Here is a 17,375-nt window from a genome sequence, read left to right as displayed (position 1 = left end):
GCCTATACAGGAATCTACGATTAAGAACACGAGACAGGATTTTCAGGAATGAATCTGGATGCAGATTCAAGTGGGTTAAAGTTAGCACGCACAACCCGTTGCGTCCAGTAAAAAGTGTAATACCCCCGTGCCGCATTGCAAAAAAGCCGCTAACACGAGGGTATACGCGCATTACAGGTTCTGGTTGAGGAATGCGGTCAACTGTGATTTATTCAATGCGCCCACTTTAGTGGCAGCAACTTCGCCATTTTTAAACAGCATCAGCGTAGGAATGCCGCGAATGCCATAACGTGGCGGGGTAGCCGTATTATTGTCAATGTTCAACTTCGCCACCACCAGTTTGCCAGCAAACTCTGTAGCGATTTCGTCCAAAAGTGGTGCAATCATTTTGCATGGCCCGCACCATTCGGCCCAATAATCAACCAATACCGGCGTGGTAGATTTAAGAACTTCCTGCTCAAAAGTGGCATCGGAAAGTTGAATAATGTTTTTACTCACGAAAGAGTTCTCCCTGAATTTTCAATGCTATGCAACAAGGCCATAACGGCCATCATCGCGCTGACTGATCAGCAACAACCCCGCATTGTTGGGTCATTCTGATTGATCTTGACGATTCTCTAATATTTTAAGACATCTTTGTAGTATTTTTGGGTAAGAACACATGTTTTATTGATAGATGGGGCGGTAACATCAACGAACTTACCTCCACCACCGTGGTCAATACCCAACAAATAACACCGTAAAAGGATTCACCGATGAAACGTTTACTACCTGCACTTACCCTAATCCTTGCTCCTGCACTAGGTTTGGCTGCCCCCGTCCCCTTTCAAGCCAGTTACGCAGTGAGCGTGAACGGCATGACACTAGGCGGTATGGACTCAAGCCTGAAATACACCGCCACGGGCTACACTTACCAAAAACTCACCAAAGCCAATGGCTTGGCAGCAATGTTGAGCGGCGACACCCTCACCGAACGCAGCACCGGCAGCAAACAAGGCGAACAACTGTCTGCGCAACATTACCTGCATCATCACAAAAGTAAGCGCAAAGACCGCCGCGATGAATTCACGTTCACCAGCCCCACACGAGTTACAGGACAATACGAGTCGAAACCTTACGATCTCAGTGCCCCTGCCGACACCATTGACTCTGCCTTGCTGGAATTACGCTTGATGGACGATCTCGCCAGTGGCAAACCGCTCAACTACCAAGTGGCATCCAGAGGCAAAATCAAGCCATATCGCTTCCAAAAACTCGGCACAGAAACCTTAGAAACGCCAGCCGGAAGCTACGAATGCGAAAAAGTGCAAGTCACCGCTGACGACGGTAAGCGACAGACTACCGTATGGCTTGCACCTAGCCTCCATTACCACATTGTACGGGCAGCGCACCGTGACGATGATGAAGTCATTGAAGTGACCTTAACACGCCACCAAGCACGCTAAATCCGACACTGGCTGGGCGAGTTATTTACTCTGCTCCGCCATCCACTTCGCCAACGCCTGAATAAAGAAATTCTGCAAATCGGCACTGTGCGCCGCTAACGCACTAATCGCAATCTCACGTTGCGCCAAATACGCCGCACGGGTTTGCTCAATGCGAGCCGCAATATTGGGCGAACCGGGCAATACCCCAACAATGCGCACCAACCACGCATTTACCGCTGTATCTAAGGTTGAATCCTGCGCCAGCAATTCCGCAATGGTCATACTGCGTAATTGCTGCTTGTACTCACCCAAGGGGAAATCGGTTAAATTCACATCGCCATTTACCCGATCACGTTGCTGCGGCGTGCTACGGGCATCGTGAATATGCTGTACACCATCCGCGCCCGTGATAATGGGATGATAGCCGTATTGCTGCGCATCAGCCGCACTCACCGATAAAATCCACACATTACCTGTCGCCAGATTGCCGCCTAAACGGATTGGATTGAGTTGTACCGCCAGCAATTGCCCGCTGGCATCACGGTTATTTTCAATGTGATTCGCCGTGCCAACCAAACCGTTCAAGGTGATTTTATGATCAGATGCAGTAGCAATCACATTATCGCGGATCGTGAGATTGCGGAATACGCCATCTGAGCCAAAAATGCCTTGCAGCTTACCCGTCGACTCAATGGTGTTGTTACTGATGGTGAGATTTTCAAGTTCACCCGCCGCAAACTGATCTGCCGGAATCAACTGAATCGCGTCACGGTGGGCTTGTTGCGCCAAATCGTGCGTTTTACCATATTCAGTGTCTAAAATACTGTCGCGAATGGTATTGCCGGTGATTTTCTGGTCACTACGGCGCACATGAATCGCATCGGCGGTGAACCCTTGATCTAGCACTTCGTTTTGCGGCGGTGCGTGAATATCAGTACGACGCAATACCGCGCTAGGCGTTGTAGTCGTGGGCGTTTGCGTATTTGTCGGTGGGGTTTGCCCACGCTGCTCCAGCGTATTGGCATCGTTCGTCAATTTCTCAGCCATGCTGGTGTATTCTTGCAGCCGTTTTTGCCACACCCCAATGAGATTATCGCAATCCGCGATTTGGGTGTTTAACTGCATCAATTTAGGGTGTGCTGCCGCATTCGCCGGGGGCGCAGCCGTTTTAGTGGATGACTTGGTTTTCGATTTTGCCGCAAATAAACAGCCGGATGGCTCCTGTGCAGCGGAAGGCTCTACCGCGACTGAAGTCGTAACTAAAACCGCCGCAGAAGGGTTTTGCTTCACATAAGCGTCACGCTCCGCCAACAATTTGTCACGGCGCGTTTGCTGTTGATCAATGTATTCTTGCGCTTTGCTAGCTTTTAACTGCAAATCCTGTGCTTGAGTGCGCAGAGCCTGAATATTGCTCTGCGCACTGGTGATAGCGTCGCCCATAATCATCTTCCCCATAGCCCACGGCAATACGCCGATTAACGGGAAAGATAGACCATTTATCGGAATCTGTCAGCTTGATAACGACTTGCCATACTTTCTTGCATGGTGGCGATAACTTCAAACGCATCTTTTAAATGGCGACGCTCTAATGCTGATAACTCTTCCGGCGGCACGTAATTGTTAGGTTTTTGCCCATTTTCAATTTGCTTAGCCTGATGCTGCAAACGTACCATGCTGATGAATTCAAACGCATCACGCAAGTCATCGACCGTGGTGCGCGTCATTAAACCCGCGTCAGCAATCGCTTCAAGACGCTCCCAAGTATTAATCGGGGCAATTCCACCAGCCAATGCATATAACCGTGCTAAATCAATAACCGGCACGACACCGCGCTTTTTCATGTCCATGCCCTTGTCGGCTTGGGCATCTTTGCTGTCTTTATCGAGCACGAAACCACGGAAGAACCCAATCGGCGGTTTATGACTCAAGGCATTACCCGCCATAAACGCTTGGAACAAGGTTTGCACCTTGGTTTTTGCAAGAATTTCCGCCTGCAACTCATCCAGCAAACGTTTATCACCGTGCAAGCAACGCAAATCAAAGAAGATACTTGCGTACATCAGGGCTTTAGGTTGCGGATTTTCAATCCAATTGGCGAAATACCCGCGCCATACCGACAACGGTTGCCGCCATTGATCATTGGTTGCCATGACATCACCGGGGCAGTACACATAGCCACACGCATTCAAACCATCGCTGACGTATTTCGCGATAGCACGGAAATAATCACCGTGTTCCGCCTCGTTATAAGCATCCGACAAAATCATGCCGTTATCTTGGTCAGAATGCGCAGTCTGCTCACGACGCGCCATTGAACCTGCCACGATGAACGCATACGGCACGGGTGGCGCACCGAATTGCTGTTCCGCCATCATCAACAAACGCCGGGCAATCGCCTGACCTACAGAGGTAATGGATTGCCCAATATCGTTAGCAGGCAAACTCTGCCGCACCAAACTGACCAACATTTTCGGCACACTTTGGCTTAACTCAGCTAAACGCTCGACATCTTTTGCCGCAAAAATATCACCCACCAAGTACAACGCACTGCTACTTTGAGTGCGCAATAAATCACTCGCTGACACCACACCGACAATATCGACGTTATCCACCACGGGCAAATGACGAATATTGCGTCGCGCCATGAGCAATAAAGCTTCCGATGCCTGATCACGCGGAGCTAATGTTAACGGATTCAGGGTCATAATATCGGCAATCGGTGCGCTGGTACTACGCCCTTCAGCAATCACACGCTTACGGAAATCCACATCTGTGACAATGCCGCACAAACTGCCATCGGCTTCCGTCACAATCGCCGCCTGTGCATTGTAATCGTTCATTTGGCAAGCAACTTGCTGAATACTCTCGGTTTTACCCACCAGCATTGGCAATTTCATCAAGTCGCGCACATGCATCGCTACCAATGCCAAACCATCATTACCGCGAATTTCTTTCAAGGCGATACGCAAACGTTCGGGCTTACGCTCTGCAAAATACTGCTGCACGCGCTCAAAACGCGCGATCAAATCCAAAAATAATGCACCGGGCACGGCATACAACACCGTGTCTTCAATCGCCTGTACCGTCATGCTGACTTTGCCACCGCGCATAACAGAACGATATCCAACCCAATCACTATCACCGAAACGCCCGTACCAGTCGCCGTTTTCCAGCAAGACATCCACCGCACCAGCACGAATCAAATACGCAAACGCATTATCCGCACCGATCGTCAGAATTTCCTCGCCCTTGCGAAAACGCATCACCTGCAAAACCGTCGCAACTTCCTCGCGGACATCAGCGGATAAATCAGTTAGTGGTGGGCATTTCGCCAAAAAATCACAGATTGCAAGCTGTTCAACATCCATCAGCAGTTAACCTTCAAAATTGTGCCGGAATTTCGGCAAATGACACACGCCCAAACTGAGCCAGTGCAATTCGCAACGCTGACGGTGAAGGGTTCAACAAAGATTCTGGAAACTCTGCGAACCAAACCTCACCATTTTTCATCGGCTCTACCACAACCTGATGCTCAACACCGGCTTGCACTAACGCCATTTGTGCGCCACGAATATGCACACTGGGAGTTATTTCAAGCCGCACTACACCTGTTTTTCCCGCATCAACTCGCGTCATGGATACCTGCATTGCGTCGTGTTTGAGCTTACACTGGTTTGTTGCCAACAAGCATTGACCTTCGACAAGTAATTGCTGCATTGCAACGTGATTTTCTTTTTTAGGTGCATCTTTATTCATCCACAGATCCATCATGCCGTAGCCACCAATCGACAAGAGGGGGGCAAGAATAATCGCAATACGCATGTGCAGCGACAAACCGAAGAACCAACGCAACATAAACACTCCTTTTTCAGACTCATCATTGTGCATGACAGCATACACGATCTGTCTGCAAAATCATGCTTATAGGTGAGAAATGACCTGTTGTGGTTCAATCTTTTTCAGGCAATCAAGATGCCCTAACGGGCATTCGCGCTTGAAACACGGGCTGCACGACAACCCAAGGTAGAGGATTTGCGCTTTGTCACTTAAAGGCGGGGTATAGGTGGGGTCAGAAGAGCCGTAAACGGCAATCACGGGTGTGCCGAGTGCGGCAGCAACGTGCATCAAGCCAGAGTCATTGCTGACCACCTGATCGGCCTGTGCGAGTAATACCAACACCTCCTGAATGCTGGTTTTGCCTGCAAGGTCTTGGCAAGCGGGGGAATTTACAGCGGCGGCGATTTGCGCAGTGACGGGCGTATCTTTAGCAGAGCCAAGTAGGATCACTTGCCCGCCTTGCGCGATGTAATGCAGGGCAACTGCGGCGTAATACTCGGCAGGCCAACGTTTAGCTCCACCGTATTCTGCACCGGGGCTGAGGGCAAGCGTGGGAGAGGTTGGGGATGAAGAGGGGTTTCTTTCCACCACCAAACGCGGCTGCTGAATTTCCGGCGGCAAGGTAGCATCCTTCGCCAACCCTAACGCCACAAACCGCTGCACCGTCATCGTCAACACGGTTTTATCCATAGGACGAATATCATTCAGCAAGCCGTAACGCATTTCCCCCTTAAACCCCGTGCGCACCGGAATGTTTGCCCAGAACGGCACAAGCGCGGCTTTCAGCGAACGCGGTAATACAATTGCCCAATCATACGCATTCGCCCGCAAGACTTTGCCGAGTTGGTAACGCTTACCCAATGCCAATTCGCCGTGCTGTAACGGCATTTCAATGGCAGAACGGACTTCGGGCATTGCCGCCAATATCGGCTTGCTCCACGCGGGCGCAAGCACATCAATTTGCAAATCGGGGAAACGGTCTTTCAATGCCATGAACAGGCTTTGTGCCATCACCATATCGCCGACCCACGAAGGGCCGACGATCAGGCAACGTTGGGGGGAAAACGCCATTGCGTTAATCGATCAAACGGTAAAGCGTACCGCAATAAGGGCAACGAGCCGTTTTATCCGCACTCGTATCAATCGCCAACGACACACGTGGGTGTGAACACCACAACGCCGTCGCATCGGTGGGGCAACTCAAGGGTAAGTCCTGACGCTTCACCACCACTTCGCGGGTGTCATTCAAACGTTTGTAATCAGCAATGCTCGGTGCAGACATACAGCCTCCCACATAATCTGTTAAACAAGGGTCAGCCAGTCGCGGTATTTTTCAGAACGACCGTGCACAATATCCAAGTACAAAGTTTGCAATTGCTCAGTAATCGGGCCGCGTGTACCTAAACCAATAGCGCGACGATCAAGTTCACGAATCGGGGTAACTTCCGCTGCGGTTCCAGTGAAGAACGCTTCATCCGCCACATACACTTCGTCACGGGTAATGCGCTTTTCACGGACTTCAAAGCCCAAGTCACGCGCCAGGGTGATCACGGTTTTACGGGTAATCCCATCCAGTGCTGAGGTCAGATCTGGGGTATAAATAATGCCATCTTTGACCAAGAAGAAGTTTTCTGCACTACCTTCGGACACAAAACCGTCCACGTCCAGCACTAATGCTTCGTCATAACCGTCGTCTAACGCTTCACGCAACGCCAGCATGGAGTTCATGTAGTTGCCGTTGGCCTTCGCCTTGCACATGGTGACATTGACGTGATGGCGGTTGAAAGAAGAGGTCTTGATGCGGATACCTTTTTCCATGTTTTCCGCGCCGAGGTAAGAACCCCATGTCCACGCGGCGACCATTGCATGGGTTTCCAGATTATCAGCACGCAAGCCCATGCCTTCCGACCCGTAGAAACACATCGGGCGGATGTAGGCGGAATCCAGATTATTTTCACGCACGGCGGCACGTTGCGCGTCGTTGAGTTGCTCTTTGCTATAAGGCATTGGCATCCGCATGATTTTTGCGGAATTAAACAGGCGGTTGGTATGATCTTGCAAGCGGAAAATTGCCGTGCCTTGGTCAGTCTTATACGCCCGCACGCCTTCAAAAACGCCCATGCCATAGTGCAGGGTATGGGTTAAGACGTGGGTTTTGGCTTCGCGCCAAGGCACCATTTCGCCGTCCAGCCAGATCAGGCCATCGCGGTCAGACATCGACATCGCTCATCTCCACAGGTCAAAAACTAAATATGGAAGGATACACGTCGACGCAACAGCTTGCCAGAGGTTGAAAACACGAAGATCAGCCCTTACTCGGATCTAAACCACGAAATACGCTGAATTCCTGCGACGGTCGTGCCCAACCGTAGCCACGACCTGCCCCAGACGCTACTCGCGCACTGCGCTGATAACCCGTTGCAACGGTTGCCACTTGCTGAGGTGCACCCTGCGTGTGATTGTATTCCGCCATGATTTTTGCGACATAATTACGGGTTTCGCGGTAAGGCGGAACACCATTGTATTTGCGCACTGCACCGGGGCCTGCATTGTAAGCTGCCAATGCCAATTGCTTATCGCCGTTAAATTCGCGCAACATTTGTGCGAGGTATTTCACCCCACCCTGAATATTTTGGTGCGGATCCCACGCATTAGCGACACCCAATTGGTCCGCCGTTCCCGGCATAAGCTGCATCAAGCCCATCGCGCCCGCGCTGGAACGCGCACTGGCATTAAAGCAGGATTCTTGCTTCATCACCGCACGAACCAGTTTTTCATCGACCCCGTATTGACGGGCAAACATCTGTACCGAACCCATATGCGGAGTAAATTTACGCTCTAACTGTGCGGCACTTTGCCCGCCACAATGGTGACGCGGAATCGTCGCGGCTACCGGCACATTACCGGGCGCGTAACTGCGGGCTGCGACAGGCATCGGGGCGGACTGTACGGGAGGACGTGGTTTCTGTGGCGCACCGTATTTAGCAACCAGCTTGTATTGCTTGCCTTTTTTAGGCGTATTGGTTAACCAGCGCGTGCCTTCTTTATCAACATAGGTGTAAATTGCCGCTTCGGCGGTAGTGCAATGCAACGCCGCACCGCAAAGAAACGGCAACGCTAACAAATGCTTCATGCTGTTGGACTTTTCGGGATGACTCATGGCTACCACTTATTGTTTTATTATTGACTAATCAGCATTAGATGCACCGATAAACATAAAATTTTTTGGCTGACACCCAACAATCATTTAGATAACAGCAATATAGGCCGCCCCAGAAGAACTGTCCAACATCTCAGACAAACGGGCAAAATTGCTTTCTTTGGTTTTTATTCTACACTCAACGGAGGATGTCACTGACAACACCCCTGTTTCGCGGGGATTCATAAGGATTGTGATACCGCAACCCGGTTCGTGCACACCGTGCACGAACCACTTGCCGGAATCAGTGCAATAAGCGCGGATTTGCTAAACGAAAAGGCGGAATAGTCGCATCAAAACGCTGCCCATCATCCGCTAACATTTGGTAAGTACCGCGCATAACACCCAAGGGCGTATCCAAAATCGTACCACTGGTGTAACGGAAACCTTCACCGGCTTGTAAATACGGCTGCTCACCGATAACACCATCACCGCGCACTTCTTGGGTATTACCATCAGCATCTGAAATAATCCAATGGCGCGTCAACAATCGTGCTGAAACCGAACCTTGGTTCACAATGGTTACGGTATACGCAAATACATAGCGACTCTGCTCAGGATCAGATTCCTTTTCGATGTATTGGCTTTCTACGGAAACCTCAATGTTATAGCGTTCGCTATCCATACCGACACCCTCTTTCATACATGGGGCAAACATACAGCAGCCCCAGCGCAAACCACAATAAAATCCGACTAAAGCACGTTTTCGCCTACAACAGCACTAAATTATCGCGGTGAATCAACTCAGGGGCATCCACATAACCCAGCACTTGTTCAATGGATTTACTGGGGTAACGCTTAATCCGATCCGCTTCTTCGCTGGAATAATTCACCAGACCCTTGGCAATTAACCGCCCATCCGCCGCTAAACAGCTCACGACTTCGCCGCGCTCAAACACACCTTCCACACGCACTACCCCAACCGGCAACAAACTCTTGCCCGTGTTTAAAATAGCCTGTGTCGCGCCCTCATCTAACCACAACGAACCCTTTGCTGCTAATTGCCCTGCAATCCATTGTTTACGCGCCGCAATCGGTGCAGCATCCGGCAATAACAACGTGCCCAACAACTCACCCGTGCGTAACCGCTCCAGCACCTGCGGTTCACGCCCGGAAGCAATCACTGTCGCACAACCGGAACGCGAGGCGCGTTGCGCTGCCAATACTTTGGTACGCATTCCGCCGCTGCCAATTAAGGTTCCTGCCCCGCCCGCGAATTCCACATAATCGGGATTATTAGCACGACCTTCAGTGATTAATTGCGCATCAGCACACTTACGTGGGTCTTTGTCATACAAACCGGACTGGTCGGTTAAAATCACCAACACATCGGCTTCCACCAAATTTGCCACCATCGCACCCAGCGTGTCATTGTCGCCTAGACGGATTTCCTCGAAAGCCACCGTGTCATTTTCATTGATCACCGGAATCACTTTCAAATCAATCAAGGTCGTCAAGGTGCTACGCGCATTCAAGTAGCGGCGGCGACTCGCCAAATCATCATGAGTCAACAGCACTTGTGCCGCGTGAAAGCCGTGCTGCTGAAACACCACTTCATACGCATGAATCAGGCTCATCTGCCCGATAGCCGCCGCAGCCTGTTTTTCAAACAACGCTTTCGGCTTAGTTTTCCAGCCCATACGGCTCATGCCCTCGGCAACCGCGCCCGATGACACCAACACGATTTCCACACCTGATTGCAGCAAGCGAGCCATTTGCCCCGCCCAATCTGCCAAGGCTTCGCGATCCAGCCCTTCGCCGTCACGAGTCAACAACGCACTGCCAATCTTTACCACCCAACGCTGGGTTTTTGGCATGAATTCAGTTCTGCTGTTCTGCATGTTCGTCCAGATATTGCATGATTTGGAAACACAGGTCTTGCGTGCCTTCACCTGTCGCGGCAGAAATGCGGAACACCCGCCCTTCCCAACCCAGCCCGTCGATCACCTGCTGACAGCGCGGTTCACGCTCTTCCGGTGGCAACACGTCAATTTTATTTAACACCAACCAACGCGGATAATTCGCCAATTCATCGCTGTATTTTTCCAGCTCTGCTTCGATGGTTTTTACCGCACGCACTGGCTCATTTTCCTCTGCCAGTGGCGCAACATCAACCACATGCAGCAATAAACTGGTACGTGATAAATGCCGTAAAAACTGAATTCCCAGACCTGCGCCTTCCGCTGCACCTTCGATCAAACCGGGAATATCCGCCATCACGAAACTTTGCGTCACACCCACACGGATTACGCCCAGATTGGGATACAAGGTAGTAAAGGGGTAATCCGCGACTTTCGGACGTGCTGATGACACCGCACTGATCAACGTCGATTTGCCTGCATTCGGCAAGCCCAGCAAGCCCACATCCGCCAGCAATTTCAGCTCCATGCGCAATACACGCAATTCACCCGGCGTACCCGGCTTGGACTGACGCGGCGCACGATTGACCGAGCTTTTGTACCGCAAGTTACCCAGGCCATGCCAGCCACCTTTGGCTACCAGCAACCGCTGTTCTGGCTCGACTAAATCGCCGATTATCTCGCCGGTTTCTTCGTCGTAAGCCACAGTACCGACTGGAACGCGAATTTCCTGATCATCACCGCGTTTGCCTGTCATATTGTTGCCCGCGCCGTTTTCGCCACGCTGCGCTTCGTAATAACGCTGCTGACGGAAATCAATCAGTGTATTTAAGTTACGTTCGGCGACCAGATACACGTCGCCACCATCGCCACCATCGCCACCGTTGGGGCCACCGAATTCAATGTACTTTTCGCGGCGGAAGCTCACGCAACCATTGCCACCATCACCCGCTTTCACGCGGATTACTACTTCATCAACAAACTGCATAAATCCTATCCCAGTAACTTGGCTTCACGCTCAAGAACTTCCTTAACAAACTCAGGGACTTCTTTACCAAGTTCAAAAGCGGCGGCTTTCAGCCTCTCATAAACAGCCACTTCATCCCCTTGCCAAACAAGGTCAATACGACGACTATGGCGCGTTGCCACATGGGTATAATTTTCTGGGAAAGCCCAGTAACAAGTCAGACAAACCTGCTTATCTTTACTGCCATTCCAATTATCACAATGTTCACAGAACCATGATTTTGCTCGATTCGCGGAGGCAGACAGCAGCATAAAATCGTCAGGATTTAACTCTCCATCGCCGTCGCCATCCACTTCATAGGGAACACGATGGTCGATTTGCAACTCACGCTCATCCATCACTTCCAAATAAATGAAACACTGACAACCATACTTGGCAACCAGGGCCTCTTTGAGGCGTTTGGATAGACCCGTGCGTCCTGATAATTTTCTGACCGTTAATCCGCTCAATTCACCGAAGCGGTAAGCCGCAATCTTACGCCCGTCCGAACCTGTTACCCGAAACGTTTCCAGTGGAATACCATTTTCACGCACATCCCGCACGGCACGGGGTGGATGGTTGTAGCCGTAAACATCTTTCAATGCTTCGGTCGTGATAAAACCATGCGCCAAAATATGATCAATCACCGTTTTAGGACGTTTGGCTGTTACCGCGCGGCACAACCCCAATAATTCAGCTGACACTTCAAACATAGTGCGCATTAACCTCAGGCACATAGTGTGGATGCATGGGAAAAGCATGACCACGTGAAGCAGGCAATACCCGCTTCTGCACTAAAGCAGGTGATAAATACAGCGATTCATATGTCATCTCAGCGCGTCCCAACAAGGTAGATTGGCTAGAACGCCCGGCTAACAATTCAATACGGGACAACTCCAGATAATTAGGCAGCAATTCGCCAAATGCCTTATCCCCCCTACGCCCATCATAACTGACGACATAAGCGATATCCCGTTCATTCAAGCTTTCCAGTGCCAATACAAATTCATGGTGATCAATACCGGATAAGTAACGCGAGTCGTGTTCACCGCAAACACCCTGATAAGGCGGATCCATATACACCAAATCATCAATCGTCGCAGTTTGCAGTACATCACGGTAATCCAGTGCTGAAAAGGCACTTTTGCCTTGCAACAACGCCGATACACCTACAACATTGCTACGCATGGTCGCAGGACGCGTTCCTTTACGACGCTTATCGGGGCTTTGATTGAACATTCCATCAGCATTGTAACGTACCGCACCTTTGACGCACCGCGCTAACAAATACAGAAAAAGACGAGGGTCTTGGCTACGATTAAAAGCATCCCGCATTTGATAATAATGGCTCGGACTATCCTCCGTGAGCTGCCCATTCCAAATCTGTTCGTAATAATCAGCCGTTTCTGTAGGTTGCTCTACCATCAAACGCAGCAACTCCACCAACGGTTTATTGACATCATTAATCACGTAACATGTTGCCAATTGACGCGCCGCCGCCGCAATACTGATCGCAGCTGAACCCGCAAATGGCTCAATTAAGCGATCCACATCCTTGGGGAAATAGCCAAGAATCGCGGCTGCTAAATTGCGCTTACTGCCTTGATATTGAATGGGGTGCGGGATATTTTTCATGATCATGATCATAACACGCGAAAAGCCCCGACACGCGGGGCTTTTCGCAAATCGTCCGAAGACGGAAGTCTTAAGCGGAACAACCTTCAACAGGCTGAATGCTTACAAACTTGCGGTTTTCCGCGCCTTTTTGCTTGAAAACCACTACGCCGGATGCCTTGGCGAACAAGGTATGGTCTTTACCAATACCTACATTCTCACCGGCATGGAAGCGCGTGCCACGCTGGCGAACCAGAATGTTACCAGCCAGAACGAATTGACCACCAAAGCGTTTTACGCCGAGTCGTTTCGATTCTGAATCGCGACCGTTGCGGGTACTACCGCCTGCCTTTTTGTGTGCCATTGCTGTCTCCCCTTACGCTGCTGAAATGCCAGTGATTTCGATTTGTGTCAGGTACTGGCGGTGACCAGTACATTTCTGATGGTGCTTACGGCGGCGGAATTTCATGATCCGCACTTTCACGCCGCGAGTCTGGGCCACAACGTTAGCAGTCACTTTCGCGCCTGCAACGTAAGGTGCGCCGATTTGCACGGATTCACCTTCCCCGACCATCAGGACATTATCGAAATCAATGTTTGCGCCTTCTTCTACATCCAGTTTTTCAACGAAGATGCTGTCGCCTTGAGCGACGCGGTACTGTTTACCGCCCGTTACGATGACCGCATACATGATTGTCGATTCTCCAAAAAATGTCCTGTTAAAGAGCCGCAGGATTGTACCGCTTAAGCCCCCTTAGGTCAAACGCGAAATAAAATATTCAAGGAGTTGCGCGTATCGCTTGACATAGCGGGGGGGTATTCCTAGCATTCGGGGCTTTACCGCAGCCTGCATAATCATGGATTTCAATACAATTCGCCAACTTGCCGATGCTGACATGCAGGCAGTCAATGCTTTAATCCAGCGTCGTCTGCATTCCGATGTCGTGCTTATCAACCAACTCAGCCATTATATTATTGGCAGCGGGGGTAAACGCCTGCGCCCGTTACTCGCGCTGCTGGTGGCACGTGCCTGCGGCTATCAGGGCGACAGACACGTTGATGTTGCTGCGATTGTGGAATTCATCCACACCGCCACCCTGCTACATGACGACGTAGTGGACGAGTCCGATATGCGCCGTGGCAAGGAAACTGCCAACAACGTATGGGGCAATCAAGCCGCCGTGCTGGTGGGCGATTTCCTGTATTCGCGCTCGTTTGAAATGATGGTGGACGTAGGCAGTATGCGGGTGATGGAAATTTTATCCACCACCACCAATGTGATTGCGGAAGGCGAAGTACTGCAATTGCTCAACTGCCACGATCCTGACACGTCCGAAGAACGTTACATGGACGTGATTCATTCCAAAACCGCGAAATTGTTTGAAGCGGCGTGTCAGTTGGGAGCAGTGCTGACTGGATTGAGTGCGGAACACGAGCAGGCGATGGCAAAATATGGGATGCACTTAGGCACTGCATTCCAGTTGGTCGATGACGTGTTGGATTACACCGCTGATGCTGAGGAAATGGGTAAAAACGTCGGTGATGATTTAGCCGAAGGTAAGCCCACGTTGCCGCTGATTATTGCGATACAGCGCAGCGATGCGGCGACGGCTACCATCCTCCGCAGTGCTATTGAACAGGGCGGGTTGGATCAAATTGATGCCATTATGCAGGCGATTACCGACACCAAGGCGATTGATTACACGTTGGAACGTGCCAAGGGTGAAACGGAAAGTGCGATTGCCAGCTTGCAATGCCTGCCGGATAGCGACTATCGACAGGCGTTGGAATCACTGGCGTGGTTTGCGATTAATCGTAGTCATTAACCCAAATCAGCGGAGAGTGAAGCTCGCGAAGCTTCGCTCAACGTCACGGTATGCGCATAATTCGGATGCTCAATCCCCATCTGAATCACCGCACCCTCCTTCGCGGAAGCCACCATAATCGGGGTCAACTCAAAGCGCGTAAAATGCACTGCCGAGGTTTTCTCCTCGGTTTCGCGCTCCAAATCTTCATTGGCAATCGCGTAAACCTTGTCGAAACCCGCCACCTGCACCCACGTATGCCGCTCAATCCCGATCAGCCGCCCCAGTTGCACCTTGCGCTCTTCCACATCGGAAAACTCGACCATGAAGGTCGCTTTCCAGTTCGAGCCATCGGGAATTAACGGGTTATACGATTCCAGTTCCTCATTAATACCAGCGGACTCGAAAATCTTCTCAATCCGCAGCATTTCCTGAATCTGGTATTGCATGGTTAAGCGATCTTCAAAATACAGCGTCGCATTCGGGCCGATGTGTATTTTGCGATCAGCTTTGTGCGCCATCACCTTCTCGCGGAAGGCTTTGCGCTCGATTGAATACTGTTCCAGACTCAGCAAATCTGCACGGGTCAACTTTTCCATCATCACTCTCCTTACAAACCGTAAGCAATGCGTAACATGGTCAGCGGATGCGTTGGCAGAGGCATACCCTCATCCAACCCACTCTCGATTTGATGTCCCGCCATCGGGCAATCGCTGCCGTAATAATCCGGCTTAGCCTGATTGACCTTACCGAACAGCGGACGGCAAATTTTTATCGAAATATCGTGGAATTCGCTCTTCACAGCATACGTACCGTCATGCCCGGAACAGCGTTCCAGCAATTCCAACTTGGTATCCGGCACTAATTCCAGCAGTTCGCGGGTTTTGTAGCCGATGTTCTGCACCCGCAAATGGCAAGACGTGTGGTAGCTGACTTTGCCCAAGGACTTTTTGAAGTTGGTGTTCAACTTGCCTTCCTTGTGGCGCAACATCAGATACTCGAACGGGTCGAAAATACGCCCTTTCACCGTTTGCACATCGGCATCATCAGGGAACATCAGCGGCAATTCCTGCTTGAACATCAGCACACACGACGGCACGGGGCCGACAATATCCCAACCCTCGTTGATGAGTTTCATCATTGCCGGAATATTCACATCTTTCGCCGCTGCCACAGATTCCAAATCACCCAACTCTAACTTGGGCATTCCACAGCATTGCTCCTTGTCCAGCAACGTCACCGGCATAGCGTTATGCGCAAATACCTTAGCCAAGTCTTCGACAATATGTGGCTCGTTGCGATTGCCATAACAGGTTGCAAAAATAGCCACCTTGCCAGTGGTGCGCCCAGCGGGAACTGCTTGCCCTTCGGCGACATGCAAACGACTGACGCGCTTACGCCCCGTATCACTGTGATAACTAGGGATTTTCGCATCCGGGTGAACACCCAACACTTTTTCCAAACCTTTACGGAAAGTGGCATTCTGATTCATGGCATTCACCACACCAGACACCACCGGAATCCCCGCCAATGACCCCACCAAATCAGTGGAGCTGAGGATTTTATCGCGCAACTTCGTTTCACCCTGCTTGAACTTCACCGCCTTGGCACGCAGCATCAGGTGCGGGAAGTCGATATTCCACTCGTGCGGCGGAATATAGGGGCATTTGGTCATGTAACACAGGTCGCACAGATAGCAATGATCAACGACCTTCCAATAATCTTTTTTATCAACGCCATCCACTTCCATCGTGGAGGACTCATCCACCAAATCGAATAAGGTGGGGAAGGAATTGCACAGACTGACGCAACGGCGGCAACCGTGACACAGATCGAAAACGCGCTCCATTTCATGCAAGACGGCATCTTCGTTGTAAAATTCGGGGTTTTTCCAGTCCAGCGCGTGACGGGTAGGGGCTTGTAGGCTGCCTTCGCGAGTCGGGGTTGCCATGATTGTTGTTCTCCGGTAAAGAACCCCTCACCCCCAGCCCCTCTCCCTCAAGGGGCGAGGGGAGCAAGAAGGATAGCCTCTTAGCCCCTCTCCCCCTGAGGGAGAGGGGTTGGGGTGAGGGGTAATCTTAATTAAGCGTCCAGATTATCCAGTGCTTTCTGGAAACGGTTAGCGTGTGAACGCTCCGCTTTTGCCAGTGTCTCGAACCAGTCAGCGATTTCGTCGAAACCTTCTTCACGCGCGTCTTTCGCCATACCAGGGTACATGTCAGTGTACTCGTGGGTTTCGCCCGCGATAGAGGCTTTCAGGTTAGCAGCCGTCGGGCCGATTGGCAGACCAGTTGCTGGGTCGCCAGAAGCTTCCAAGTATTCCAAGTGACCGTGCGCATGACCAGTTTCACCTTCCGCAGTGGAGCGGAATACAGTCGCAACGTCGTTGTAGCCTTCTACGTCAGCTTTGGCTGCGAAGTACAAATAACGGCGGTTGGCTTGTGATTCACCAGCAAAGGCATCTTTCAGATGCTGTTCTGTCTTACTTCCCTTCAGTTCCATGTGTGGACTCCTCGGTTGTATGGTTGATTAAACTCTTTGGAGCGTTGTACTCTAAGCGAAACCAATAGCAACGTCCAATCGTATATTTTGAATATTTCGTTCGATTTTAACAAACAGCAAAATCGC

At 50.9% G+C, this 17,375-nt stretch carries 20 protein-coding genes; 2 read left to right on the top strand and 18 right to left on the bottom strand.

Annotated features, from left to right (window positions below; translation table 11 throughout):
- Positions 1-171: 171 nt before the first annotated feature.
- The gene (gene trxA / locus J9260_RS01660) at positions 172-498 is read right to left on the bottom strand and encodes a thioredoxin TrxA (protein ID WP_210219331.1); all 327 of its coding nucleotides are present in this window, start codon (positions 496-498) and stop codon (positions 172-174) included.
- A 257-nt stretch (positions 499-755) separates the two neighbouring features.
- On the opposite strand from trxA, the gene J9260_RS01655 reads away from it, so the two are divergent.
- Entirely contained in the window at positions 756-1,445 is a 690-nt protein-coding gene (locus J9260_RS01655) for a DUF3108 domain-containing protein (RefSeq protein WP_210219330.1), read from the top strand.
- A 21-nt stretch (positions 1,446-1,466) separates the two neighbouring features.
- Here the strand turns inward: J9260_RS01655 and J9260_RS01650 are convergent, their stop codons facing one another.
- The 14 genes from J9260_RS01650 to rplU form a co-directional block, all read right to left on the bottom strand.
- Positions 1,467-2,867 (bottom strand): right-handed parallel beta-helix repeat-containing protein, encoded by a 1,401-nt coding sequence (locus tag J9260_RS01650; protein ID WP_210219329.1) that lies wholly within the window; start codon positions 2,865-2,867, stop codon positions 1,467-1,469.
- A gap of 56 nt (positions 2,868-2,923) precedes the next feature.
- Positions 2,924-4,795, bottom strand: a complete 1,872-nt coding sequence (locus tag J9260_RS01645; RefSeq protein ID WP_210219328.1) for a putative nucleotidyltransferase substrate binding domain-containing protein — start codon at positions 4,793-4,795, stop codon at positions 2,924-2,926.
- A gap of 13 nt (positions 4,796-4,808) precedes the next feature.
- Complete coding sequence (locus J9260_RS01640; protein WP_210219327.1) at positions 4,809-5,282, bottom strand: hypothetical protein; 474 nt, start codon at positions 5,280-5,282, stop codon at positions 4,809-4,811.
- Positions 5,283-5,348: 66 nt separating this feature from the next.
- Complete coding sequence (gene waaF / locus J9260_RS01635) at positions 5,349-6,335, bottom strand: lipopolysaccharide heptosyltransferase II (protein WP_210219326.1); 987 nt, start codon at positions 6,333-6,335, stop codon at positions 5,349-5,351.
- Positions 6,336-6,339: 4 nt separating this feature from the next.
- The gene (locus J9260_RS01630) at positions 6,340-6,546 is read right to left on the bottom strand and encodes a zinc-finger domain-containing protein (RefSeq protein WP_210219325.1); all 207 of its coding nucleotides are present in this window, start codon (positions 6,544-6,546) and stop codon (positions 6,340-6,342) included.
- Positions 6,547-6,566: 20 nt separating this feature from the next.
- On the bottom strand, positions 6,567-7,487 hold the full coding sequence (locus J9260_RS01625) for a branched-chain amino acid transaminase (protein ID WP_210219324.1): 921 nt from the start codon (positions 7,485-7,487) through the stop codon (positions 6,567-6,569).
- Positions 7,488-7,569: 82 nt separating this feature from the next.
- Positions 7,570-8,424: a lytic transglycosylase domain-containing protein gene (locus J9260_RS18760; protein ID WP_210219323.1), complete on the bottom strand. Its 855-nt coding sequence runs from the start codon at positions 8,422-8,424 to the stop codon at positions 7,570-7,572.
- A 283-nt stretch (positions 8,425-8,707) separates the two neighbouring features.
- On the bottom strand, positions 8,708-9,121 hold the full coding sequence (apaG, locus tag J9260_RS01615; RefSeq protein WP_246499578.1) for a Co2+/Mg2+ efflux protein ApaG: 414 nt from the start codon (positions 9,119-9,121) through the stop codon (positions 8,708-8,710).
- 52 nt (positions 9,122-9,173) lie between these two features.
- Complete coding sequence (gene proB / locus J9260_RS01610; protein ID WP_425520098.1) at positions 9,174-10,280, bottom strand: glutamate 5-kinase; 1,107 nt, start codon at positions 10,278-10,280, stop codon at positions 9,174-9,176.
- A 4-nt stretch (positions 10,281-10,284) separates the two neighbouring features.
- Positions 10,285-11,310: an Obg family GTPase CgtA gene (gene cgtA, locus J9260_RS01605; protein ID WP_210219321.1), complete on the bottom strand. Its 1,026-nt coding sequence runs from the start codon at positions 11,308-11,310 to the stop codon at positions 10,285-10,287.
- 5 nt (positions 11,311-11,315) lie between these two features.
- Positions 11,316-12,041 carry an HNH endonuclease gene (locus J9260_RS01600; RefSeq protein WP_210219320.1) on the bottom strand — a complete coding sequence of 242 codons (726 nt, stop codon included), beginning with the start codon at positions 12,039-12,041 and terminating at the stop codon, positions 11,316-11,318.
- Entirely contained in the window at positions 12,034-12,963 is a 930-nt protein-coding gene (locus J9260_RS01595) for a Dam family site-specific DNA-(adenine-N6)-methyltransferase (protein WP_246499576.1), read from the bottom strand. Before J9260_RS01595 ends, J9260_RS01600 begins: the two co-directional genes overlap by 8 nt.
- Before the next feature lie 70 nt (positions 12,964-13,033).
- Positions 13,034-13,306, bottom strand: a complete 273-nt coding sequence (gene rpmA / locus J9260_RS01590) for a 50S ribosomal protein L27 (RefSeq protein WP_210219318.1) — start codon at positions 13,304-13,306, stop codon at positions 13,034-13,036.
- Positions 13,307-13,318: 12 nt separating this feature from the next.
- On the bottom strand, positions 13,319-13,633 hold the full coding sequence (gene rplU / locus J9260_RS01585) for a 50S ribosomal protein L21 (RefSeq protein WP_210219317.1): 315 nt from the start codon (positions 13,631-13,633) through the stop codon (positions 13,319-13,321).
- A 166-nt stretch (positions 13,634-13,799) separates the two neighbouring features.
- Here rplU and ispB point away from each other — a divergent pair, with 166 nt between their 5' ends.
- Positions 13,800-14,768, top strand: a complete 969-nt coding sequence (gene ispB / locus J9260_RS01580; RefSeq protein WP_210219316.1) for an octaprenyl diphosphate synthase — start codon at positions 13,800-13,802, stop codon at positions 14,766-14,768.
- On the opposite strand, the gene J9260_RS01575 is transcribed toward ispB, so the two are convergent.
- The 3 genes from J9260_RS01575 to J9260_RS01565 form a co-directional block, all read right to left on the bottom strand.
- Positions 14,765-15,346: a DUF3501 family protein gene (locus J9260_RS01575; RefSeq protein WP_210219315.1), complete on the bottom strand. Its 582-nt coding sequence runs from the start codon at positions 15,344-15,346 to the stop codon at positions 14,765-14,767. The genes ispB and J9260_RS01575 overlap by 4 nt on opposite strands.
- A gap of 11 nt (positions 15,347-15,357) precedes the next feature.
- Positions 15,358-16,698 carry a heterodisulfide reductase-related iron-sulfur binding cluster gene (locus J9260_RS01570; protein ID WP_210219314.1) on the bottom strand — a complete coding sequence of 447 codons (1,341 nt, stop codon included), beginning with the start codon at positions 16,696-16,698 and terminating at the stop codon, positions 15,358-15,360.
- A 131-nt stretch (positions 16,699-16,829) separates the two neighbouring features.
- Positions 16,830-17,249, bottom strand: a complete 420-nt coding sequence (locus tag J9260_RS01565) for a rubrerythrin family protein (protein ID WP_202715455.1) — start codon at positions 17,247-17,249, stop codon at positions 16,830-16,832.
- Between the last annotated feature and the right edge of the window lie 126 nt (positions 17,250-17,375).

This window comes from Thiothrix unzii (assembly GCF_017901175.1).
In the GTDB taxonomy this organism is placed as follows: Bacteria; Pseudomonadota; Gammaproteobacteria; order Thiotrichales; family Thiotrichaceae; genus Thiothrix; species Thiothrix unzii.
The sequence above is the reverse complement of the archived record's forward strand: the minus strand, read 5'-3'. Positions and strand labels throughout refer to the sequence as shown.